The 22,446-nt window shown below is 44.2% G+C and carries 22 protein-coding genes; 8 read left to right on the top strand and 14 right to left on the bottom strand.

The annotated features are described in order from the left end of the window. Positions 1–116 precede the first annotated feature (116 nt). The 5 genes from GKR48_RS03215 (at position 117) to yciH (ending at position 3,584) form a co-directional block, all read left to right on the top strand. Positions 117–827 (top strand): phosphatase PAP2 family protein, encoded by a 711-nt coding sequence (locus GKR48_RS03215; RefSeq protein ID WP_154626959.1) that lies wholly within the window; start codon positions 117–119, stop codon positions 825–827. A 154-nt stretch (positions 828–981) separates the two neighbouring features. Further along, a complete protein-coding gene (locus GKR48_RS03210; protein WP_006659765.1) occupies positions 982–1,299 on the top strand; it encodes a LapA family protein in 318 nt (105 codons plus the stop codon). A gap of 6 nt (positions 1,300–1,305) precedes the next feature. Next, a complete protein-coding gene (gene lapB / locus GKR48_RS03205) occupies positions 1,306–2,478 on the top strand; it encodes a lipopolysaccharide assembly protein LapB (RefSeq protein ID WP_154626957.1) in 1,173 nt (390 codons plus the stop codon). A gap of 45 nt (positions 2,479–2,523) precedes the next feature. Next, positions 2,524–3,261 (top strand): orotidine-5'-phosphate decarboxylase, encoded by a 738-nt coding sequence (gene pyrF / locus GKR48_RS03200; RefSeq protein ID WP_132495989.1) that lies wholly within the window; start codon positions 2,524–2,526, stop codon positions 3,259–3,261. Next, a complete protein-coding gene (gene yciH / locus GKR48_RS03195; RefSeq protein WP_154603753.1) occupies positions 3,258–3,584 on the top strand; it encodes a stress response translation initiation inhibitor YciH in 327 nt (108 codons plus the stop codon). Before pyrF ends, yciH begins: the two co-directional genes overlap by 4 nt. 81 nt (positions 3,585–3,665) lie before the next feature. On the opposite strand, the gene osmB is transcribed toward yciH, so the two are convergent. The 10 genes from osmB to GKR48_RS03145 form a co-directional block, all read right to left on the bottom strand. Then, complete coding sequence (osmB, locus tag GKR48_RS03190) at positions 3,666–3,872, bottom strand: osmotically-inducible lipoprotein OsmB (protein WP_006659769.1); 207 nt, start codon at positions 3,870–3,872, stop codon at positions 3,666–3,668. Between the two features lie 228 nt (positions 3,873–4,100). After that, positions 4,101–6,044: an exoribonuclease II gene (locus tag GKR48_RS03185; protein ID WP_154626955.1), complete on the bottom strand. Its 1,944-nt coding sequence runs from the start codon at positions 6,042–6,044 to the stop codon at positions 4,101–4,103. 121 nt (positions 6,045–6,165) lie between these two features. Further along, complete coding sequence (nth, locus tag GKR48_RS03180; RefSeq protein WP_036956562.1) at positions 6,166–6,807, bottom strand: endonuclease III; 642 nt, start codon at positions 6,805–6,807, stop codon at positions 6,166–6,168. Positions 6,808–6,826: 19 nt separating this feature from the next. Next, a complete protein-coding gene (locus GKR48_RS03175) occupies positions 6,827–7,543 on the bottom strand; it encodes an electron transport complex subunit E (RefSeq protein WP_154626953.1) in 717 nt (238 codons plus the stop codon). Continuing rightward, the gene (gene rsxG / locus GKR48_RS03170) at positions 7,543–8,172 is read right to left on the bottom strand and encodes an electron transport complex subunit RsxG (protein ID WP_036956566.1); all 630 of its coding nucleotides are present in this window, start codon (positions 8,170–8,172) and stop codon (positions 7,543–7,545) included. The genes GKR48_RS03175 and rsxG overlap by 1 nt, the downstream gene beginning before the upstream one ends. Before the next feature lie 9 nt (positions 8,173–8,181). Next, on the bottom strand, positions 8,182–9,261 hold the full coding sequence (gene rsxD / locus GKR48_RS03165) for an electron transport complex subunit RsxD (RefSeq protein ID WP_154626951.1): 1,080 nt from the start codon (positions 9,259–9,261) through the stop codon (positions 8,182–8,184). Positions 9,262–9,272: 11 nt separating this feature from the next. Further along, positions 9,273–11,714, bottom strand: coding sequence for an electron transport complex subunit RsxC (gene rsxC, locus GKR48_RS03160; RefSeq protein ID WP_154626949.1), 2,442 nt, complete (start codon positions 11,712–11,714; stop codon positions 9,273–9,275). After that, positions 11,707–12,309: an electron transport complex subunit RsxB gene (rsxB, locus tag GKR48_RS03155; protein WP_154626947.1), complete on the bottom strand. Its 603-nt coding sequence runs from the start codon at positions 12,307–12,309 to the stop codon at positions 11,707–11,709. Before rsxB ends, rsxC begins: the two co-directional genes overlap by 8 nt. Further along, positions 12,309–12,890 (bottom strand): electron transport complex subunit RsxA, encoded by a 582-nt coding sequence (gene rsxA, locus GKR48_RS03150; RefSeq protein ID WP_154603759.1) that lies wholly within the window; start codon positions 12,888–12,890, stop codon positions 12,309–12,311. The genes rsxB and rsxA overlap by 1 nt, the downstream gene beginning before the upstream one ends. 87 nt (positions 12,891–12,977) lie before the next feature. Then, positions 12,978–13,418 carry a DUF2569 domain-containing protein gene (locus GKR48_RS03145; protein WP_154626945.1) on the bottom strand — a complete coding sequence of 147 codons (441 nt, stop codon included), beginning with the start codon at positions 13,416–13,418 and terminating at the stop codon, positions 12,978–12,980. A gap of 129 nt (positions 13,419–13,547) precedes the next feature. On the opposite strand from GKR48_RS03145, the gene GKR48_RS03140 reads away from it, so the two are divergent. Further along, complete coding sequence (locus GKR48_RS03140; RefSeq protein ID WP_154626943.1) at positions 13,548–14,591, top strand: oxidoreductase; 1,044 nt, start codon at positions 13,548–13,550, stop codon at positions 14,589–14,591. Positions 14,592–14,648: 57 nt separating this feature from the next. After that, on the top strand, positions 14,649–15,626 hold the full coding sequence (locus GKR48_RS03135) for a bile acid:sodium symporter family protein (protein ID WP_154599237.1): 978 nt from the start codon (positions 14,649–14,651) through the stop codon (positions 15,624–15,626). Positions 15,627–15,804: 178 nt separating this feature from the next. On the opposite strand, the gene add is transcribed toward GKR48_RS03135, so the two are convergent. The 3 genes from add to manA all read right to left on the bottom strand — a co-directional run bounded on the left by add (position 15,805) and on the right by manA (position 19,881). Beyond that, positions 15,805–16,806, bottom strand: coding sequence for an adenosine deaminase (gene add, locus GKR48_RS03130; RefSeq protein ID WP_336431108.1), 1,002 nt, complete (start codon positions 16,804–16,806; stop codon positions 15,805–15,807). A 149-nt stretch (positions 16,807–16,955) separates the two neighbouring features. Continuing rightward, positions 16,956–18,596, bottom strand: coding sequence for a YdgA family protein (locus GKR48_RS03125; RefSeq protein WP_154626941.1), 1,641 nt, complete (start codon positions 18,594–18,596; stop codon positions 16,956–16,958). Positions 18,597–18,705: 109 nt separating this feature from the next. Then, positions 18,706–19,881 (bottom strand): mannose-6-phosphate isomerase, encoded by a 1,176-nt coding sequence (gene manA, locus GKR48_RS03120; protein WP_154627193.1) that lies wholly within the window; start codon positions 19,879–19,881, stop codon positions 18,706–18,708. Between the two features lie 178 nt (positions 19,882–20,059). Between manA and fumC the strand changes: the two genes are divergently transcribed. Beyond that, entirely contained in the window at positions 20,060–21,457 is a 1,398-nt protein-coding gene (fumC, locus tag GKR48_RS03115; RefSeq protein WP_154626938.1) for a class II fumarate hydratase, read from the top strand. Between the two features lie 59 nt (positions 21,458–21,516). Here fumC and tus read toward each other — a convergent pair whose 3' ends face one another. Beyond that, on the bottom strand, positions 21,517–22,422 hold the full coding sequence (gene tus, locus GKR48_RS03110; RefSeq protein WP_154626936.1) for a DNA replication terminus site-binding protein: 906 nt from the start codon (positions 22,420–22,422) through the stop codon (positions 21,517–21,519). Positions 22,423–22,446 lie beyond the last annotated feature (24 nt).

Below are 22,446 nucleotides of genomic sequence, written 5' to 3'. Positions count from 1 at the left end.
TATAGAGTCCGGCATTCTTTGCACACAGCCGACGCTATACTACTATAACAGAGATATTTGCAGGCCATGTAAAAATTGTTAATTAGGAAATAATTAAAACGTAAGGAATATTCTAGATGAGAAAAAGTGCCTACCTTATCGCAATAAGTGTCATTTTTTTGCTATTACCGCCGATAGTTATGATAGCCACAGGCTGGCAGTGGTCTCCTGAGCATCAGCCCTCGATGAAATGGTTACTTTGGCTGACGGATAGTGCAGGGTTACCTTATAGCTATGTGACGTTTGTATTTTTAACTCTCTTAACGTTAATCGTCTTTCGTCATAAACGGAATCAATGGCAGAAGCTGCTGGTGGTTATCGCGTTATGTATTCTTGGTGCGCAAGGGGTGAAAACATTAATGAAAAGCGCCTTCCAAGAACCACGTCCTTATGTGGTGTGGCTGGAGAAAACGTATCAAATTCCCCATCAGGAGTTTTATGATTTGAAACGTGGAGAGCGGGCGGATTTAATTAAGAATACTGTGAAGTCGAATTCGCTTATTCCTAAATGGCAGCGCAAGCATTGGCAAGCAGAGACGGGTTATTCATTTCCTTCTGGTCATATGTTCTTTGCGGCGGGATGGGCACTGTTGTTGATGGTGCTGTTTTGGCAACAGCGTCAATATGCCTTGGGTCTCGTTATATTATGCTGGGCACAGGGAATCGGCTTAAGTCGGATGCTACTCGGGATGCATTGGCCAATTGATATTATTGCCTCCACGCTGATTAGTGGGCTTTTCGCACTGTTAGGTTACTGGATATATCAATCTCGATTCTTAGAGAAATGAATTTGACACTAATCGGATTATCATGATGAAAAAGGGCGGTTTTTAGTGCGAATACACTTGGCAGGCGAATAATTTACTTTGTCTGAATGCGCTGAAAATGCTACCTTATCAGCGATATGTTTTGGAACGATAAGAACTGATAACGGGAAAAAATGTGAAATACTTTCTGATTTTATTACTAGCGGTCGCCGTTTTTATTGTGTCGATTACGCTAGGTTCAAGCAATGATCAGGTTATTACATTTAACTACCTGATTGCAAAAGGGGATTTTTCTTTATCTTCCTTACTTGCAACCTTGTTTGGTGTCGGTTTTGTGCTGGGGTGGCTGGTGTGTGCGGTGTTCTATTTGCGTACCATTGTTAGCCTTAAAAATGCACGTCGTAAAATTAGACGTTTAGAATCACAATTGGGTGCTGGAGAGAAAACTATTTCTGACTCAACCGAATTAGTGACAGCTCAGAACAAGGAATAATCCTCAATGTTCGAGTTGCTTTTTCTGTTGCTACCTGTTGCCGCTGCCTACGGCTGGTACATGGGGCGCAGAAGTGCTCAGCAAGATAAGCAGCAGCATGCAAATCGCTTGTCCCGTGATTACGTGACAGGCGTGAACTTCCTATTATCTAATCAACAAGATAAAGCCGTTGATTTATTTCTCGAAATGCTCAAAACGGAAGACAGCTCCGCCTTTGAAGCTCACCTAACGCTAGGTAACTTATTCCGTTCTCGTGGCGAGGTTGAACGCGCGATTCGAATTCACCAGTCGCTGGTGGAAAGTGCGGCGCTCTCTTTTGAACAACGTTTATTAGCCACTCAACAACTTGGTCGTGATTATATGACCGCGGGTGTGTATGACCGCGCCGAAAACATGTTCCAGCAATTAACCGATGAAGTGGATTTTAAACAGAGTGCACTGCAATCTTTGTTATCGATTTATCAGTTAACCAGTGATTGGGGTAAAGCGATTGAAACAGCAACCAAGCTGGTGAAATTAGGCTCTGAAGAGTTACGGGAACAAATCGCTCATTTCTACTGTGAGTTAGCGACTCAAGAATTGGCGAGTGATGATATTGATGAAGCCTTAAGCCTATTAAACAAAGGCGAACAAGCGGATAAAAACTGCGCACGCGTTTCGATTATGAAAGGGCGTATTTTTATCGAGCAAGGCAATTATGATAAAGCGATTTCTGCCTTAGTGCAGGTTTATCATCAAGATAGAGAACTGGTGTCTGAAACGCTGCCAATGCTGTATGAATGTTATCGACACACTGGGCTGGCGGACGGTTGGGAAACCTATTTACGTCAATGTGTTGATGGAAATACAGGCGCCATTGCTGAGCTTTATCTCGCCGATATTATCGTTGAAAAGCAGAATCACGAAGCGGCTGCTAGCTATATCAATGACCAAATTCAGCGTCATCCAACCATGCGTTTATTCTACCGTTTGATGGATTACCATCTGGCGGAGGCAGAAGAAGGCCGAGCCAAAGAGAGCTTGATTTTGCTACGTAAAATGGTGGGTGAGCAAATTCGTACTAAGCCGGATTACCGTTGCCACAAATGTGGTTTTACCTCCCGTTCGCTCTATTGGCACTGTCCATCTTGTCGCTCTTGGGACACCATCAAGCCAATTCGCGGGCTGGATGGTCAGTGACAGCGTCACTTTTAATTTCTGACAATACTCAATAAAGGCTATGAAATGATCTCCTCAACTGAGAACCTCGTTCGCGTAAACACTGACTCGCCTATCATTGTGGCTTTAGACTATGAAACTGCAGATGCCGCACTTGCATTTGTTGATAGGATTGACCCGCGCGACTGTCGCTTGAAAGTGGGCAAAGAGATGTTCACATTTAATGGTCCTCAATTTGTTAAGTCACTCCATGACCGTGGTTTTGATGTTTTTCTGGATCTTAAATTCCATGATATTCCAAATACGGTTGCACGCGCTGTTTCCGCAGCGGCAGAAATGGGCGTTTGGATGGTCAACGTTCATGCTAGCGGTGGCGCACGAATGATGGAAGCGGCACGCCAAGCTCTTGAAAGCTACGGTAAAGACGCTCCTTTATTAACAGCTGTCACCGTATTAACCAGTATGGATGCATCAGATTTAGCGGGTGTTGGTATTAACTTAACGCCGGCAGAGCATGCTGAGCGTTTAGCACTGCTAACTAAGCAGTGTGGTCTTGATGGTGTCGTGTGCTCAGCACACGAAGCAAAAGCGCTAAAAGCAGTATGCGGGCAAGAGTTCAAGTTAGTCACGCCAGGTATTCGCCCTGTAGGCAGTGAAGTGGGTGATCAGCGTCGTATTATGACTCCACAACAAGCAATTGAAGCGGGTGTCGATTATATGGTAATTGGGCGTCCGATCACCCGTAGTGAAGACCCAGCGCTGACCTTACAACAAATTAATCAGTCCATTAAGGATATCGCATGAGTGACGCTAACAGCCGTCTCGTCTATAGCACAGATATAGGACGCATTGAGGAAGAAAAACCGAAAGCCGAACGCCCGAAAGGCGATGGTATCGTGCGTATTCGTCGTGAAACATCTGGTCGTAAAGGCAAGGGCGTTTGTGTTGTGACAGGCTTAGATCTGGATGATGCGGAACTGGCTAAGCTGGCTGCTGAATTGAAGAAAAAATGTGGATGCGGCGGGGCTGTGAAAGACGGCGATATCGAAATTCAAGGCGATAAGCGTGACTTGCTGAAACAATTACTGGAAGCCAAAGGTTTTCAAGTTAAATTGGCAGGTGGTTGATTAGCCGTATTTAAGAAATAACCATCCGAATAAAAATGGGGGAAATTATTCCCCCATTTGTCATTAAAGTGTGTGTTAAATTTACTTCTTCACTTGATGTCCAATGATCCCGCCGATAGCCGCGCCGCCTACTGTGCCCAGTGCGCTTCCATCCGTTAATATTGCGCCTCCAACAGCACCGACAGTCGCTCCAATCGCTGTGTTTTTATTCTGTTTTGACATATTTGAACAAGCACTGAGACCCAGTGCCACCGTTGCGATAATGACAAAAGAGAGGATGCGTTTCATGATGTTTACTCCAACTTATTTTTTATAATGATAATTACGTATCAGCATATAGCCAAAATAAAATATCATGAAAAAAGAATAGGCGGATCGGAATAATCAGAAAGAAATGTCAAGAAATGTTAGATGTTTAACATTAAATGCTAACCTATTAATTTCGAATGTATTTTGACCATAAAAAAAGACCATTACTAGAGAGTAGTGGTCTTTTGGATACGAAATTGTGAATGACTATGCTGCCGGGCGAGCCACGATATTACGGGTTTCCATACGCACTTCGGCTATATTGACATCAATAATATCGTTTAATTGATAGGCTTTTTCGCCTTTGATCAGTACACTGCCAGTCTCTTGGCTGCACTGAATTTCATCACGAACACTGTGCAGGAATGGGGCAGGAATAAAGGCAACGGCGCCGTTATCCACTAAACGTACACGCACACCGCCACGAGTAATATCGATAATTTCCGCAGGGAACTTAGTATCAGTGCCTTCAAACGGTTTCAGATAACGGGAATATAACCAGTCACCCACATCACGTTCAGCCATACGGTTAGCACGGCGGCGCTCTGCCAGCTTAAGGGATAATTCTTCGCTTGGTTTTTCTGGCGTTGGAGTACCCGCAATAATCGATTTCAGTAAACGGTGGTTGACGATATCGGTGTATTTACGAATTGGCGATGTCCATGTGGCATACGCATCAAAACCTAAACCAAAGTGAGGGCCTGGATCCGCTTTGACTTCTGCAAAGGTTTGGAAGCGGCGAATACGGCTGTCTAAGAATTGAGTTGGCTGTGAATCCAAGAGGCGGCGTAATTGACGGAAGCCTTCAAGGGTTAATAGCTCTTCGCCTTTTGCTTCGATGCCATTATCTTTCAAGGTCTGAACCACTTGCTCGATTTGCAGTGGTTCAAAGCCCATATGGACGTTAAACACACCGAAACCTAATTTATTTTTTAGTACGTTAGCCGCACATAAATTAGCAGTGATCATCGCTTCTTCAACAATGCGGTTTGCGGTACGACGGCTTTCTGAGACGATATCCACCACGTTGCCATTTTCGTCTAAAACAAAGCGGTAATCCGGTCTGTCTTTGAAGACTAAGGCATTATTATGGCGCCATTGTAAGCGCTTATCTGCCATCTCTTTTAATAGCAGGATTTGCTGAGTGTCGGCGTCAGACTGTGGTTTCCAAGAACCGGTTTCTTCTAACCAATCAGAAACTTCGTCATAAACCAGCTTAGTTTTGGACTCGACCCACGCACTAAAGAATTCAATATTGCTATCAATTGAGCCGTCTCGCAGGATTTGCGTAACGCAAACCAGAGCAGGGCGACGAGCATTTGGACGCAGTGAACATAAATCATCAGACAACTGGCGTGGCAACATTGGAATGTTGAAGCCTGGCAGGTAGTTAGTGAATGAACGGGCTAATGCTAGTTTATCTAACTCACTGCCTTCTTTGATATAACTGGTTGGGTCGGCAATCGCGATATACAGTTTCAGGTTGTCTTCAGCCGTTTTCTCGATATACAGCGCATCATCCATATCTTCAGTGCTTGCACTGTCGATGGTGACAAAGTGAAGGTCAGTTAAATCAATACGTTCTAAGCCTTCATCATCACGCTCACTTTCCACCATTGCAGGCTCAGCGCGATCTAATTGGTGACGGCGTAACGTTACCCACCACGGTGCGAAATGGTCATCACCGAAGGTAATATATTCTGTAATTTCTGCGTAGAAACCTTTGTCACCTTTTAATGGATGGCGACGCATTTCTGCGACAACCCAGTCACCTTGCTTAAATTCATGAGTGATACCATTGATTGGGCGACAAGAAATGGCATCTTTTAGCAGTGGATGATCGGGAATAACGAACAGGCGATTGTCGTTATCTTTCTTCTGAATTTTACCAACAAAACGGTTAAGGAATGGCTCGATAAGCTCTTCAGGCTCAGCAAATTCACGGTCTTTATCCGTATGAACAGCAGCAGAAATTCTATCCCCGTGCATCACTTTTTTCATTTGCGGAGGTGGAATGAAATAGCTTTTTTGTCCATCGACTTCTAAAAAGCCAAAGCCTTTTTCAGTGCTTTTCACCAGACCTTCGACGCGAGGTGTTTTGGCGTGCAACGTTTGTTTGAGTTGCGCTAATAATGGGTTGTCTTGAAACATACTTACCGTTTATTTGATGTTGAGTTTGGCTCTATTGTTGCGTAAGACAAAGTCTTAGAGCAAGAAAAAAATGCGAATGACTTTATAACTGTGTGGAAATTCGCATCTTGGGCTAAGTTGATTAATTTTCAGGGTAAATTTTATCTTTAAACTCGCAAAGATCTTCAATGATGCAAGATCCACAGCGTGGTTTGCGGGCGATACATGTATAACGACCATGGAGAATAAACCAGTGGTGGCAGTCTACTTTAAATTCAGCAGGAACCACTTTTAATAGTTTTTCCTCGACTTCCACAACATCTTTGCCGGGAGCAAACTTGGTGCGATTACACACGCGGAAGATATGGGTATCGACGGCAATGGTCGGCCAGCCAAATGCGGTATTGAGTACAACGTTTGCCGTTTTACGCCCAACACCCGGCAAGGCTTCTAATGCCTCGCGGTTTTCAGGGACTTGGCTATGATGCTTTTCAATCAGAATCTGACAGGTTTTATAGACGCTTTCGGCTTTAGTATTAAATAACCCAATGGTTTTAATATACTCTTTGATGCCATCAACACCGAGGGCGACCATCTGCTCTGGCGTATTGGCGACCGGATAAAGTTTTGCCGTCGCTTTGTTGACGCTGACATCGGTGGCTTGTGCAGACAGCAGCACCGAAATGAGTAATTCAAAAGGGGAGCTAAATTCTAGCTCCGTTGTAGGATGAGGATTGTTATCGCGCAGGCGAGTGAGAATTTCGATTCGTTTAGTTTTATTCATTGCTCACAAAGCTTCAAATTTAAGAAATATGAGTGCCACAACCTTGTTCTTTTTGGTATTCACGAGCTGGTTGCTGACCTGATTTTAGCGCTGCGCGCTTTTTCATTTTTTCATCGATAAGGTATTTACCGGCTAGCATTAAGGCTAAGCCAATAAACGCGCCCGGTGGCAGCATAGCGAGTAAAAAAGGTGAGTCAAGGTGTAAGACTTCCACACGTAACGATTTTGCCCATGAACCTAACAGTAGGTCCGCGCCATTGAACAAAGTGCCATTACCGAGAATTTCACGCATTGCACCCAGTACAAACAGTGCAGCTGTTGCTCCCAATCCCATCGCCAAACCATCGACGGCAGATAAAGGAACGGGGTTGCGAGAGGCATAAGCTTCAGCGCGGCCAATCACGATACAGTTTGTGACAATCAGCGGAATAAAGATCCCCAGCGATTCATACAAACCAAACGCATAGGCGTTGATCAGCATTTGTACGGCACTTACAACAGAGGCAATAATCATCACGTAAATAGGAATACGGATTTCAGCAGGAACCCAGCGACGAAATGCGGATACCGCGACGTTAGTGCAGACGAGAACGAGGGTCGTTGCTAGCCCCAGACCTAATGCGTTAGTCGCTGTAGATGATACTGCTAATAATGGGCATAAACCCAGTAGTTGTACCAATGCAGAGTTATTTTTCCATAACCCTTGTGAAAATAATTCTTTAGTTTCGCTACTCATTATTCATCCCCACAAATTGGGTAATTTGCTAATTCTTCAGGCACCGTTTGAATAAACGCAGCGGTACGTTTTGTGGCATTGACAACCGCACGAGGCGTAATCGTGGCGCCTGTAAATTGGTCAAAATCACCACCATCTTTTTTCACAGCCCAATGAGGGTCTTGCGCAGACTCTAACTTTTTGCCTGTAAAATGGGTGATCCAATCGGAAATACGAGTTTCGATTTTATCCCCAAGCCCCGGTGTTTCATGGTGTTCAGTGACTCGTACACCCAAAACATTGCCTTTAAAATCCGCACCGACTAACAAGTGGATCGCGCCGGAATAACCATCGGGAGCCGTGCTTTCTAAAGCGGCAGCAACAGGTTGACCATCCTTACGGGCAATATACAGGTGTCTAGGGAGTTTATTTCCCAGTATAGCTTCATTGGTGACCAAATAGCACTCTTTGGCGAGTTCATTGTCATATAAGGATTCAGGTACCACTTGGTCGAGCAATTTTTTCTGCACAATGGCGGCTTGTTCCGCAATGATATCTTTCGTTAGCGTATATACAGCGGCGCTCAGTGCAGTTGTTCCCGCAGCAAACAGAGCCAAGATTGTGCCATGACGGCGCATTGTATTTAACATGCTGGCTCCTTACTTATGCCCATACGCACGAGGCTGCGTATAGTGGTCGATTAACGGTACAGTGATATTGGCAAGCAAGACAGCAAAGGCCACGGCATCAGGATACCCGCCATAAACGCGGATCACCCACACTAAGAAGCCGATTAACACACCAAAAATAATTCGTCCTTTTGGCGTTGTTGATGCAGTGACTGGGTCGGTTGCAATAAAGAATGCACCCAACATTGTCGCACCGGACAATAGTTGGATTAATGGCGGAGAATAGCGGCTATCGTCAATTAACCAGCTAACCACAGCGAGCAGGGCTAAGGTACCAATAAATACTACGGGAATATGCCAGCTAATAATGCGACGACTTAACATAATTAATCCGCCTGCTAGATAGGCAAGGTTCACCCACTGCCAACCGATACCGGCTAAAGAGCCTTGCAGGATTGGTTGCTGTAGTACATCGGAAATGGAATGTGTGAGTAAACCCGTTTTAAAGCTATCTAACGGAGTCGCTTGGCTCATACCATCAATACCGGTACGTAATTGATCCAGAGTTATCCCTGTCGAGGTATGTCCGCTAAAGATCACCATCAAGCTATCAAAGCCAGAAATATGCAGCTGTTGCAATTCTTGAGGTGGCAACCAGTTAGTCATTTGCACTGGGAATGAAATCAGCAACACTACATAACCGACCATGGCAGGGTTAAATGGATTCTGCCCCAAGCCGCCGTAGCATTGCTTAGCAATAATAATGGCAAATACAGTGCCCAACACAATCAGCCACCAAGGTGATAGTGGCGGTAAGCTCACACCCAGTAATAACGCAGTCACAATTGCGGAATTATCTTTCAAAACAGGCAGCACAGGCTGCTGGCGTAAGCGGATGGAGATGGCTTCCGTTACTGCAGCCGTGACCATCGCAATGGCGATTTGGTATAAGGTTCCGACGCCAAAAAAATAGGTTTGTACTGCAATACCGGGGATTGCGGCAAGCAGAACCCAAAACATGACCTGACTGGTACTTTGGTTATCATGAGTAAATGGGGCGCTAGCAATTTTTAAACGGCGTGCTTTGCTATCAAGCGGTCTAAATTTCATCTGTTTATCACTTACTCTGTGGTGGTTTGTTCATTTGATTGCGGTTCTGTAGATCGCTGAGCAGCGGCTTTCTTTGCCTTAACTCGGGCAATTGCCGCAGCAACGGCAGCTTTACGCGGATCAACGTCTTCAGCAGTTTCAATCGGAGCTTCAATAACAGGCTCAGCGGATTGTTGTTCTGCAGCTTGCTGTGCAGCCGCTTTCTTGGCTTTTGCACGAGCAATGGCAGCGGCAACGGCCGCTTTGCGCGGATCAACGTCTTCAGCGGATTCAATCGGAGCTTCAATAACAGGCTCAGCGGATTGTTGTTCTGCAGCTTGCTGTGCAGCCGCTTTCTTGGCTTTTGCGCGGGCAATGGCCGCAGCAACGGCCGCTTTGCGTGGATCAACGTCTTCAGCGGATTCAATCGGAGCTTCAATAACAGGCTCAGTGGATTGTTGTTCTGTAGCGTGCTGTGCAGCCGCTTTCTTGGCTTTTGCGCGGGCAATGGCCGCAGCAACGGCCGCTTTGCGTGGATCAACGTCTTCAGCAGTTTCAATCGGAGCTTCAATAACAGGCTCAGTGGATTGTTGTTCTGTAGCTTGCTGTGCAGCCGCTTTCTTGGCTTTCGCGCGGGCAATGGCCGCAGCAACGGCCGCTTTGCGCGGATCAACGTCTTCAGCAGTTTCAATCGGAGCTTCAATAACAGGCTCTGAAGCCTGTTGCGCAGCCGCTTTTTTGGCTTTTGCGCGGGCAATCGCCGCAGCAACGGCCGCTTTGCGCGGGTCATCTCCCTCTGCGCCGCCTGCAATCACTGGGGTGTCAGATTGGGCTTGCTCTGCAACTTTTTGCGCCTGTTTAGCACGAGCTTGGGCTTTACGCGCTTCTCTTGCTGCAATAACGGCACTATTATCCGGCAATTCGCCCGAAATAATTTTTATTGGTTCAGAGGTTGATGCTTTCTTCGCTTTAACGCGAGCCAGCGCCGCATTAACCGCATCTTTATCCGCAGTATCCACTTGAACCGCTGCTTTTTTATGGCGCTCTTCACGGGCAAGTTTTTCGCGTTCCATTCGCTGCTGTTTGGCTTCAAAACGTAGTTTCGCTTCTGCTGAACGACGTTCTTCTTGGTCTATCTCGCGAATTTCAGCTTTTTCTTGGCGATAATATTGCACCAACGGGATATTACTTGGGCAAACATAAGCGCAAGCGCCACACTCAATGCAGTCGAAGAGGTTATGTTTTTGCGCTTTTTCGTGTTCGTTGCCTTTACTAAACCAATATAATTGCTGGGGCAGTAATCCCGCAGGGCAGGCATCAACACATAAACCGCAACGAATACAGGCTTCTTCGATGGGCTTTTCACCCATTTCTTCTTGGGTAGGAACCAATAAACAGTTACAGATTTTCACCACCGGCACATTCAGATCCGGCAGCGTAAAGCCCATCAATGGGCCTCCCATAATCACCATTTGCTCATTTTCCGGTTCAAAACCGGATTGTTGAAGCAGATGCTTAACTGGAGTGCCTAAACGCGCCCAGAAGTTACCGGGTTGTTTAATCGCTTCGCCCGTCACTGTCACGACCCGCTCAATCAGTGGTTGACCATCAATCACCGCGCGTTTGATAGCAACGACGGTACCGACGTTCTGCATTAGCACGCCAATTTGGGAAGAACGTGCGCCAGAAGGGACTTCTTTTCCGGTTAAGATTTTTGTGAGCTGTTTTGCGCCACCCGATGGATATTTTGTTGGGATCACGCGCACAAAAATCTGTGTATCTATAGGCGTCAGCGCACGTTTTAATGCCTTGATAGCTTCAGGTTTATTATCTTCAATACCAATCAGAACTTGGTCTGGATTGAGTAAATGTTGTAAAACGCGGCAACCTTCGATGACCTCTTGGGCATGCTCTTGCATTAAACGGTCATCTGCGGTGATGTATGGCTCGCACTCAGCAGCATTGATAATCAATGTCTTAATGGCATCTTTACCGCCTGCTAGTTTAGAGGCCGTTGGGAAACCTGCGCCGCCTAAACCTGCGATCCCTGATTGCTCAATCTTATTGAGTAAATCGGCGCGTGAAAGTTGTTGGAAATTAGGTTCGGGCTGCAAAGGTGCCCAAGTATCTAAACCATCAGATTTAATTTTGACACACAGCTCTTTTAACCCAGAAGGGTGAGCGGTAACCATCGGCTCAATGGCAACAATGGTTCCTGATGTTGAGGCGTGGACGGGGACTGTGCGACCCGTACCTTTGGTGAGCGGCTGCCCTTTAAGTACAGTATCACCAACTTTAACAATCAGTTCACCTTCAGGCCCTAAATGCTGTTGCAGCGGAATAATCAATTCATCAGGGAGGGAAGCGACTCGCATAGGCGTTTGGCTGGATTGCAATTTCATCTCTGGCGGGTGAATACCGCCATCAAAGTCCCAAACATTATCTTTTTTCAACCACTTAAATAAATTAAGCATGGGAACCCTCTTTAGCTGAAGAAAGAGGTGCATCCGTAATGTTTTTAACGGGGATGGTGTTTAAATCCCATTTCCAGTTAGCGGTTGTGGTTTTAACCGGTACCATTTCAATACAATCCGTAGGGCAAGGAGCTACACACAGGTCACAGCCTGTACACAAATCTTCAATCACGGTATGCATAGCGCGAGTGGCGCCCACAATGGCATCCACAGGGCAAGCTTGAATACATTTGGTGCAACCAATACAGTTTTCTTCATCGATGACCGCCACTTTACGAACGGGGTTTTGTGCGTCTTCATCACCATCAATAGGTTGAGGATCCACGTTCATCAATTCGGCTATTTTGAGCATGACTTGCTCGCCACCAGGGGCGCATTTGTTAATCATCTCACCGTTATTGGCAACGGCTTCTGCGTAGGGACGGCATCCCGGATAACTGCATTGACCACACTGGCTTTGCGGTAAAATCGCATCCAGTTTTTCAACAATCGGGTCTTCTTCAACTTTAAAACGTAATGAGGCATAGCCTAAGATCAGACCAAAAATCAGCCCGAAAACGGCTAATATGCCAATCGCAATCCACAAAGACATCATTAGAATTTCACCAAACCACTAAAGCCCATAAATGCAAGGGACATTAACCCTGCCGTGATCAGGCCAATTGACGAACCTTTAAAAGGCGCTGGGACATTTGCGACAGCCAAACGCTCGCGAATCGCAGCGAAAAGCACCATCACAAAAGAGAATCCGACGGCGGCGCTAAAGCCATAGACCGCAGATTGCAAGAAATTATGGGATTGGTTGATGTTTAATAAAGCCACTCCAAGAACTGCGCAGTTAGTGGTGATCAGCGGTAAAAAGATCCCTAATAAGCGGTATAACGTTGGGCTGGTTTTTCTCACAACCATTTCGGTAAATTGCACAACGACAGCAATCACAAGGATAAAGCTCAGTGTACGCAAATAGACTAAATCTAGTGGGATTAAGATCAACGTATCGATTAGCCACGAACAAATAGAGGCGAGGGTCATAACGAACGTCGTCGCAAACCCCATCCCAATGGCAGTTTCTAGTTTTTTTGATACGCCCATAAATGGGCATAATCCCAAGAATTTAACGAGGACAAAGTTGTTGACTAACACTGTCCCAATAAAAAGTAGAAGATAGTCGGTCATTTCATAGCCTGAAGAGAGAAAAAAGCCCAAAAACTGACCGCAGTCAGTTTAACGGAGGCTATGATATCAAAGCTATTTTTGTGATGCTTATCGATCTTGTGTGAAAGTCATTTTCACGCGTTTAGAAACTTTCATATACGGTACGAAAAATGCAGCGCCTAAGAGTGGCCATGCAAGGATTTGCAAGGCTGCCTGGTCATCAATCGGGGAAAAGGCGAAGGTTTTTAGCCCAATTAACATTAATATTAATAGCCAGATAGTAAAACGACGGGGGAAGTCGCGAGAACGTTTAAACATCAATTGCGCTACATGCACGCTAAATAGTGACATAGCTAGGCTGATAGCGAATGACAAATACCACTGAGGAGTAATGAAACTACTCCAGCTTTCAATGGTGGTTACAATCTCATAGAACTTAATGCAGTACATCACGGTCATGCTGCAAGCAGCAAATAATGTCAGCAGTAAATAGCTAGCAGGGACTAATAGCCAGCCAGTAATGCGGTCTGCGTTATAAACAGAAGTCATAAATAAGGGATCCGTTATCACTAAATAATACAGATAAATAATAATCCTATCATAGATTTATTTGCTAATTGATTCATTCTGATGGTACTTTTTTAAAATAGCAAAATATGCCACTCATGTGAGGTCAATATGTCCAAACCAATTAAAGTCGGGATTGTTGGATATGGTTATGCCAGCAAAACATTTCATGCCCCATTTTTAGCCATGTTAAAGGAGTTTGAATTAACCACAATCTCCAGTAGCGATGCGAGCAAAGTCCATGCCGACCATCCTAATGTTAAGGTAGTGGGCACACCAGAAGAGCTGTTCGCAGATGCTGAAATTGAACTGGTGGTGATCCCAACCCCGAATGACACTCACTACCCATTAGCCTGTAAAGCGCTAGCAGCGGGTAAACATGTGGTGGTCGATAAACCCTTTACACTCGATGTCAAAGAAGCCGAAGACCTTCAACAACGTGCTGAAAAAGCAGGTAAATTGTTGTCGGTTTACCATAATCGCCGCTGGGACTCGGGTTATCGCACCGTGAAAAAAATCCTGCAAGATGGTTGTTTAGGTGAGATTAAATATTATGAATCTCATTTTGACCGTTTTCGTCCTGTGGTTAGACAACGCTGGCGCGAAGCCAATATTCCAGGGGCAGGAATTTGGTACGATTTAGGACCGCACGTTATTGACCAAGTCCTGCAATATTTTGGCAAGCCAAAAGCGATTACGGTGGATCTCGGTATTATTCGTCCAGGTGCAGAAGCGGTAGATTATTTCCATGCAATGCTGGATTACGCAGATAAAAAAGTGGTTCTACATTCAACGACGGTTGCTGCTGCGCCAATGCCAATCTATACCATTCATGGAATGAAGGGTAGTTATGTGAAATATGGTCTAGATACTCAAGAAGACGCGTTAAAAAGTGGCGCTATTCCTCAAGGAGAGCATTGGGGGGAAGATCCGAATAATGGTATTGTGACCCTGTCACTAGGTGATGAAATGGTGACGAAGCCGTGGAACAATGAAAAAGGTAACTATGGCGGCTATTATGAAGCCATTTATGATGCTATCCGACTCGGTAAGCCAAATCCTGTGACGCCAAGTGAAGCCATCGATATTATGAAACTGATTGAAGCCGGTATCGAATCAGCGAAAGAAAAACGTACCATCGAAAATATTTTCTAAGGTTCAACGTTGAAGATAAAGCCAGTTAACACTGGCTTTTTATTTGTGGAAAATCGAATGAATTTATTAGCAAAACTTAAAATAGACTCTTTTCTGTTGATCATGATTGGCGTGGTTGTCATCGCCAGTATTTTCCCTTGTGAAGGGGAAGTTAAAACTGTTTTTCAGCACTTAACCACAGCGGCAATCGCGCTACTGTTTTTTATGCATGGCGCTAAATTATCCAGAGAATCTATCGTTGCAGGGATGGGGCACTGGCGGCTTCATTTACTGGTATTTGCCAGTACTTTTATTCTCTTTCCTATTATCGGTATCGCGTTACGTTTCATGGTGCCTCATTGGATGTCACCGACGGTATATATGGGATTCCTCTATTTATGTGCATTGCCAGCAACCGTGCAGTCAGCGATTGCATTTACCTCGGTAGCAGGGGGCAACGTTGCCGCCGCGATTTGTAGCGCTTCGGCATCCAGCATTTTAGGGGTTTTTCTCTCACCCGTTTTGGTGGGGGTATTAATGGATACCGACGGCAGCCAAGCTATGGACACCCTGAATGCGATTGGCTCAATTATGTTGCAATTAATGGTGCCATTTATTGTTGGGCATCTATGTCGTCCGTTAATCGCCAACTGGATTAATCGTCATAAAAGGTTGGTTAATACCACTGACCGCTCATCGATTCTTCTGGTGGTTTACGTGGCGTTTAGTGAAGCGGTTGTGGAGGGGATTTGGCAAACTATCGATGCTTATTCATTGTTTATCATCACATTAGTTTCTTGCGTTGTGTTAGTGGTGGTGATGGTGATTAACGTGATGTCAGCGCGCCTTCTTGGATTTAGCAAGGAAGATGAAATTACCATCTTGTTCTGTGGCTCGAAAAAGAGTTTAGCGAACGGTGTGCCGATGGCGAACGTTTTATTCCCAGCGGCAACAGTGGGGATTATTTTGCTGCCATTAATGATTTTCCATCAAATTCAATTAATGGTGTGTGCGGTGATAGCCCAGAAATATGCCAAGCGATTAGAAAAACAATAAGTAGCATGATGAGGCAGCGATAGCTGCCTTTATCAATATGTCAATTTAGTTACAACATACTAATGGGTTTGATACTATAAATGAATTAGCAACAGAGATTACTTGAAATATCGAAGGGTTAAATAGGGCAGAGAAACGTCACTGCCCTAGGATTGGTTATAGGCGGTTATAACGGGGATTATCGGCTGGCTGCTTTACGCATTAACGCAACTTTTTCGCTCTCAGAAAGGAATGCTATGGTTAAACCATTACGTTGAGCCTGCTCAATTTCAGACTGTGTTAGGCCCGCTTGCGGTGCAGCCACATTATATTCGTATGGCAGCTCAATACCTTGAACAGCAGGGTCATCGGTATTAATGGATGCTAATACACCGTGGGATAAAAATGCTTTCAATGGGTGCTGAGCGAGTGAAGGAACGGTGCTGGTTTGAATGTTTGAAGTTAAGCAGCTTTCAATCCCAATATTATTCTTGGCTAAAAACTCAATCAGTTCAGGATCTTCAATGGCTTTTACGCCATGACCAATACGCTGAGCGCCTAAATGCTTGATCGCATGCCAAATACTGGCTGCGCCCGCGGCTTCACCAGCATGAACGGTAATATTGAGTCCAGTATTACGCGCTTTGGTAAAATGCTCTTCAAATAGGGCGCCTGGGAATCCTAACTCATCACCCGCTAAATCGAGAGCGCACAGTTTATCTCGATGAGCGAGAAGGCCGTCTAATTCAATAGCACAAGCTTGCTGTCCAAATGTACGGCTTAAAATACCAATCAGATTGACTTGGATATCATATTGGCGACAACCAGCGGCAATACCATCAATCACTGCGTCAACAACACCTTCAACAGGAAGCTGGTGCTTCATGGCCATATAGTAAGGGGAAAAACGCAATTCAGCATAATCGATGCCTGCGTTGAACGCATCTTCCACGTTTTCAAATGCGACGCGCTTACAAGCATCTAAATCCGCGAGGACAGCAACACCCCAGTCCAGTTTAGTCAAAAAGCCCACTAAATCGGCTTCTTGTCCCATAATTTGAACGTGAGGGCGTAATGCTTCAATTTCATCGGCTGGAAGCTGAATATGATGTTGTTGTGCAAGGGAAAGAATGGTTTCAGGGCGAATATTGCCATCAAGGTGGCGATGTAAATCCGTGAGTGGGAGTTGTTTGTTTATCACAATAAATGATCCTTATAGATATATTGCCTCCATTTTGTCTGTGATTGAGTAAAAATCAATGAAAAAGAGGGTGATGAAAAGAAAAACGCCAGTCTGTGTGACTGGCGTTTACCTGATTTATCTTAAGGATAAATTATCTTAAGAATCAATTACTGTGCAGCTGGCGCTTCTGCTGGTTGTTCTGCTTCAATTGCAGGTTCTGCAACTTCTGCACCATCAGCAGGTTGAGCTTCTTCTTCGTAACCCATTTCATCTTCTGCGCCTGGCATCATTTTCATCTTAGTTAAGAATTCAGCTAAGGTATATTTGTCGTCGTTGAAGGTCAGGTCGTTACCAGAGAATTTAACAGTCATGGTTAAATCGTTTTCGCTGTCGATCATCCAAGGGTGTTTTTTCTCTTTTGCTTTTTCTGCGCGTTGTTCATCAGTCATGAACATTTCTTCGAACGGGTTAGAGAACATATCTGCAGTCAGCATTTGTTGAACGCCTGCGAACTCTTCAGAAACTTGTTCTTGAACCGCTTTCTTATCTTCTGCTGATACTGCTACGCCGCCATCTAAGATCATCGCTTGAGTCATTGACTCAATGATCATTGGCTTGTTCAGTTTCATGCTGAAGTCAAAAGAAGTGATCAGTTGCTTGAACGCTTCATCCACTTTGTTTTGCATCGCTAACGCAGTGATTTCGTCTTGATTCCACTTGTTGAATGTGATGCTCAGGTCGATAGAACTTTGACCAGCGTCGTTTTTCCAGTAGAACGGGCTCATAGTGAATACAGGCTTGCTTTTCATCAGCTCAGGCAGAGTGGTGGTCATCATCTGCATTGCGATTTTTTCGCTAACTTCACCTGGGTTGCCTGTTGCTAAGCCATCAGCCAGTGCTTGGTTGTATTGCTCAACAAATTTGCCTAATGCTTTCGCATCTAATTTTTCGATAGCAACAGTCAGCTCACCAGAACCTAAGTTTTGCTCTAACGCTTTTACATCGCTGATTTTGTAAGAAATGCTACCTTTAACATCATCACCGTTGATAGAAGTATCACTTGAAACGTCTAAGTTTTTGAACGAGAACTTAGTCTCAGGGATGCTAACATCGGTATCTGCGATCACGAAAGATTGAGTACCAGTATAGAAGCCGTGCTGAGATTTCGTTACGTTAGAAACCAGCTTCAGGCCTTTCATAGTGAGAGAGCCTTCTTCCTTGGTGCTGCTAATGACTAAGCTATCAGTCACTAAAGATGCATCAACGGTGCTTAAGTCAGAACCGGTTGCGATATCAAATTTAGCACCACTGAAAGAGAACTTACCGTCATCTTTTGTGTATTCGAGAGGGATCAGCTCAATGCTAGAATCCACGTTTTTGCTGTAACCGATAACCGCAGAACCATGCATGAATGGCTTGCCTTTAGTCGCTTCAAACAGCTCTTTAGTTACTTTAGTGTTCGCTAATTCAACATTTACTGCACCCAATTTTGGCATCAGGTTGAATTTAGCCACTTGAGATAATGGCAGCGGGCCGTGTGAGATATCCGCTTTAAAGACGATGTTTTCGTCAGCAGAAGTGGTTGAAGTAATGACGATGTCAGCTTGAGAAGAGAACACACCACGTTTGTAGTTCTCTAATTTAAAGACAACATCAGCACTTGGATCGTTAGCGGTGATAAACGCATTGGAATTCGTAATCACTTTATTCAGTTCAGCTTCGACTTTTGAACCTGTGTACCATGATGCGCCAGTCCATACTGCGCCCAGAGCAACGATAACACCTACCGCAACTAATGACTTTTTCATTATCAACATCCATCCTTTCAGTACGTACAAAACGTACTTATGTAAAAATAATATAAGTTTTTATTACCCGTTTGGCTGTGTATACCAACGGCTAAATACAGAATACGACCTAAAAATTAAATACTCGGGCTAATTGACCATTTCCTTTAATAGAAATGTTATCCTCATAAGCAGGTAAGAATACAGATTCACCAGAATTCATGTTTATTTCTTGATTACCTGCTCGCAATACTAACTTACCTTCAATACAAAACAAAATTGAAGCAACATGGTTAGTTATGGATAACCCCGAGCAGTCAATAGAATATATATTAAATGAAAAATCTTCTACTGGGATCTTATATTTCCAGACATTTCCAGATTTTTCGGGGATATTGAACAAATCCTCAGCTTTAATTGATTTAAAATCAATATTATCAACCAGTTCTTGAACATCGATATGTTTACTGGTTAATCCCGCTCGTAAGACGTTATCTGAATTAGCCATGACTTCTAACCCAACACCTTCTAAATAGGCGTGAGGGGTTCTAGCGGCTAAAAACATGGCGTCACCTGGTTGTAATTCAACGATATTTAGCATTAAAGGTGTAAATAAACCATTATCGTCTGGATATAAGTTCACCATTTGTTTAATTGAATTCCAAGGCTCTCCTTGTTTGCTATTCAGTGCGGCTTTTAATACCCCTATAGCAAGATCTTTTTGCTCGCCTGTTAGATTAAGAATTTGTGCAAATAGTTTTTTTAGTCGTTCTTCACTTGGTGTTTGGATAAATAGTTGGATTTCAGGGTGAGCGGCAGCAATAAAGCTGAATAATTCGACAATTTCATCTATAGGACGAAATGCATTCATTGCTTTAAAAGACGTTAAGGCATAAATCAGCTCTGGTTTATGATTATCATCTTTATAATTACGGATAGGGGAATCTAACGGGATCCCTTGTGCATTTTCTTTTGCAAATCCTATTTCTGCATCATGTTTATTGGGATGAACCTGAACAGATAGCGGCTGCGCAGCACACAGCACTTTAAATAAATAAGGCAGGCGGCCAAAGTGCTCGGCAATATGTTTACTCAGTATTTTCTCTGGGTTTTCGTTAATGAATGCGTTTAACGAGATCTTCTGATGTGTTAAGGGGGATATGATCTCAGAACTGGCTTTGGGGTGAGCGCCCATCCAAAGTTCAGCCATCGGTAAATTATCCGGATTAGGGTACCCATACAGTTCATTGAGGGCCGTTTTACTTCCCCAATCATAGTGTTGGATTTGGTTAATCATTTTTAGCATATCAAATCTCTCTTTTTGCAAAAATCAACTAATTTCCTTTTTACTACAGCACAATAAGCTCGACCAAGTCTCATAATTGAAATTCAATTTGTGGCATTATACTGCTCGGTTATTTGCTTACCTGCAAGCAGATGATTCTATAATTAATTATTCTGAATATGTACCTAAGGAGCTAGTAATGGCAGCCACTCGCATTGAAAAAGACTCAATGGGACCAATTGAAGTACCTGCTGACCACTTGTGGGGCGCGCAAACGCAGCGTTCTTTAGAACATTTCCGTATCTCTGTAGAGAAAATGCCTGTTGCTCTGATCCACGCATTAGCCGTCACGAAAAAAGCGGCTGCAAGCGTGAACATGGATTTAGGTTTACTGCCAAAAGATCGCGGTGATGCGATTATCGCTGCGGCAGACGAAGTCCTTGCTGGCAAGCATCCAACAGAATTCCCTCTCGCTATCTGGCAAACCGGTTCTGGTACTCAAAGTAACATGAACATGAATGAGGTACTTGCTAACCGTGGTAGCGAAATCCTCGGCGGACAGCGCGGTAACGACCGTCTGATCCACCCAAATGACGATGTTAACAAGAGCCAAAGCTCTAACGACGTCTTCCCAACAGCAATGCACGTAGCGGCCGTTGTCGCGATGCGTGAGCATTTGCTGCCAGAACTGAAAGTTCTGCATAAAACCCTCGATGCGAAAGCAAAAGAATTCAAAGACATTGTTAAGATCGGTCGTACGCATTTACAAGATGCAACGCCATTAACATTGGGCCAGGAAATTTCAGGCTGGGCGGCGATGTTAGCCCACAATGAAAAACATATTGAAAATGTAGTGCCACATGTTTGTGAGCTTGCATTAGGTGGTACGGCTGTTGGTACAGGGCTGAATACTCACCCTGAATATGCGGTTCGTGTTGCAAAAAAAATCGCTGAATTAACCGGCCAACCGTTTGTGACGTCACCGAACAAATTTGAAGCATTAGCAACCTGTGATGCATTAGTTCACGCACATGGTGCATTAAAAGGCTTAGCGGCATCTTTAATGAAGATTGCTAACGATGTTAGATGGTTAGCATCGGGTCCTCGTTGTGGTATCGGCGAAATTTCGATTCCTGAAAACGAACCAGGCAGCTCAATCATGCCAGGCAAAGTTAACCCAACGCAGTGCGAAGCATTAACCATGTTGTGTGCTCAAGTTATGGGTAACGATGTTGCAGTTAACATTGGTGGTGCTTCAGGTAACTTTGAATTGAACGTATTCCGTCCAATGGTTATCGATAATTTCTTACAATCTATCCGTTTATTAGCTGATGGTATGCGTAGTTTCAACGAACACTGTGCGGAAGGTATCGAGCCAAACCGTGAGCGTATCGAGAAATTACTGTACGAATCTCTGATGCTGGTGACTGCACTAAATACCCATATCGGCTACGACAAAGCAGCTGAAATCGCGAAAAAAGCGCACAAAGAAGGCCTGACTCTGAAAGAATCTGCTCTGAAATTGAACTACTTAACTGAAGCTCAATTTGATGAATGGGTTCGTCCAGAAGATATGGTTGGCAGCATGAAATCGTAATAATCTTTATCTAAGATAAGGTTTTCAGCCCCTGAACTAGAAATAGAGCAGGGGCTTTTTTATCGCTCTATATACAGATTTAAGCGTGGTATCAGTAATTCAACTGGCTTAGCTTTTGGGCGATTACGCAGTGCGATACTGTCTTGATGATAATCCGCCAGCTCCCCCAGTTTTATGTCACTCAATGCTTTATCAACAGCAAAAACCAATATCGGCGTGGCACAAGAATATTGAGTCTGTTTCTGCGTTTCTTTGTCCCAAACTCGGGCGATAGGTTGAACTTTTACCGGGCGCTGTGTTTTTAGAATGCAATCATGGGGAAGGGAGCGAACTAACTGGATCTCAGTTTCTAACTGTAACTGCCAATGTTCGCGCTGTAAATGAGCTGGTGTTCTTCCACTTTCTAAACTGGCTTGCAAACGGTTGAGCATTTCTTCTTGAGTCACTTTATTGATCACTTTCTTATTTGCCCACCCAAAACGAATGGTATCGGGGTCGACAACAGAGGTGAGGGTTCGATAGGTATTCAGCGTAAGTAGTCCATGCAAGCTTTCTCTTATAAATTCAAAACGATGAACCTCATCAACATGGGTCACTATCTGCTTTATGTCTATTTTTAATTGGTTGATATCAGAAATTAACTGCTGAAATTGTTTATATTCAGCATAAGAGGGAGCCAAACAAATCGCACCCGGTAAACGTATCGCGGTTTTATTGCTAACTAACTCTGATTTTTTATGAATAAATAATAGCTTAAATAGTTCTGTTGTTTGGGTGATTGCGTCGTGTCCCGTATGTTTATCCACAAAGATAGAATTGACATCATTGTTTTCATCCCCTTTAAGGGTTTCCGGTAAACTAAATACGGCCGCATTGATATCTTTTTGCGCCTGAAGCAATTGGCATAGCCGATTAATATTCGACTCTAATAGATTGAATGAGCTAATTAACTGTTGTTTGGACATTTTGAGTATTCAATCCTATATTTA

Origin of the sequence: Providencia sp. wls1943 (assembly GCF_009706275.1) — a bacterium.
GTDB lineage: Bacteria > Pseudomonadota > Gammaproteobacteria > Enterobacterales > Enterobacteriaceae > Providencia > Providencia zhijiangensis.
Note: the sequence above shows the minus strand (reverse complement) of the source record. Positions and strands in the feature narration are given on the sequence as shown.

What these genes read in the sequence shown, in the direction of transcription:
- rsxA (WP_154603759.1), bottom strand. Translation starts at nt 12,890, where the DNA reads ATGACCGACTATCTTCTACTTTTTATTGGGACAGTGTTAGTCAACAAC.
- manA (WP_154627193.1), bottom strand. Translation starts at nt 19,881, where the DNA reads ATGCTAAAAATGATTAACCAAATCCAACACTATGATTGGGGAAGTAAA.
- GKR48_RS03135 (WP_154599237.1), top strand. Translation starts at nt 14,649, where the DNA reads ATGAATTTATTAGCAAAACTTAAAATAGACTCTTTTCTGTTGATCATG.
- pyrF (WP_132495989.1), top strand. Translation starts at nt 2,524, where the DNA reads ATGATCTCCTCAACTGAGAACCTCGTTCGCGTAAACACTGACTCGCCT.
- rsxD (WP_154626951.1), bottom strand. Translation starts at nt 9,261, where the DNA reads ATGAAATTTAGACCGCTTGATAGCAAAGCACGCCGTTTAAAAATTGCT.
- osmB (WP_006659769.1), bottom strand. Translation starts at nt 3,872, where the DNA reads ATGAAACGCATCCTCTCTTTTGTCATTATCGCAACGGTGGCACTGGGT.
- yciH (WP_154603753.1), top strand. Translation starts at nt 3,258, where the DNA reads ATGAGTGACGCTAACAGCCGTCTCGTCTATAGCACAGATATAGGACGC.
- GKR48_RS03215 (WP_154626959.1), top strand. Translation starts at nt 117, where the DNA reads ATGAGAAAAAGTGCCTACCTTATCGCAATAAGTGTCATTTTTTTGCTA.
- GKR48_RS03125 (WP_154626941.1), bottom strand. Translation starts at nt 18,596, where the DNA reads ATGAAAAAGTCATTAGTTGCGGTAGGTGTTATCGTTGCTCTGGGCGCA.
- fumC (WP_154626938.1), top strand. Translation starts at nt 20,060, where the DNA reads ATGGCAGCCACTCGCATTGAAAAAGACTCAATGGGACCAATTGAAGTA.
- rsxG (WP_036956566.1), bottom strand. Translation starts at nt 8,172, where the DNA reads ATGTTAAATACAATGCGCCGTCATGGCACAATCTTGGCTCTGTTTGCT.
- GKR48_RS03175 (WP_154626953.1), bottom strand. Translation starts at nt 7,543, where the DNA reads ATGAGTAGCGAAACTAAAGAATTATTTTCACAAGGGTTATGGAAAAAT.
- rsxB (WP_154626947.1), bottom strand. Translation starts at nt 12,309, where the DNA reads ATGATGTCTTTGTGGATTGCGATTGGCATATTAGCCGTTTTCGGGCTG.
- GKR48_RS03185 (WP_154626955.1), bottom strand. Translation starts at nt 6,044, where the DNA reads ATGTTTCAAGACAACCCATTATTAGCGCAACTCAAACAAACGTTGCAC.
- nth (WP_036956562.1), bottom strand. Translation starts at nt 6,807, where the DNA reads ATGAATAAAACTAAACGAATCGAAATTCTCACTCGCCTGCGCGATAAC.
- tus (WP_154626936.1), bottom strand. Translation starts at nt 22,422, where the DNA reads ATGTCCAAACAACAGTTAATTAGCTCATTCAATCTATTAGAGTCGAAT.
- GKR48_RS03145 (WP_154626945.1), bottom strand. Translation starts at nt 13,418, where the DNA reads ATGACTTCTGTTTATAACGCAGACCGCATTACTGGCTGGCTATTAGTC.
- lapB (WP_154626957.1), top strand. Translation starts at nt 1,306, where the DNA reads ATGTTCGAGTTGCTTTTTCTGTTGCTACCTGTTGCCGCTGCCTACGGC.
- rsxC (WP_154626949.1), bottom strand. Translation starts at nt 11,714, where the DNA reads ATGCTTAATTTATTTAAGTGGTTGAAAAAAGATAATGTTTGGGACTTT.
- GKR48_RS03140 (WP_154626943.1), top strand. Translation starts at nt 13,548, where the DNA reads ATGTCCAAACCAATTAAAGTCGGGATTGTTGGATATGGTTATGCCAGC.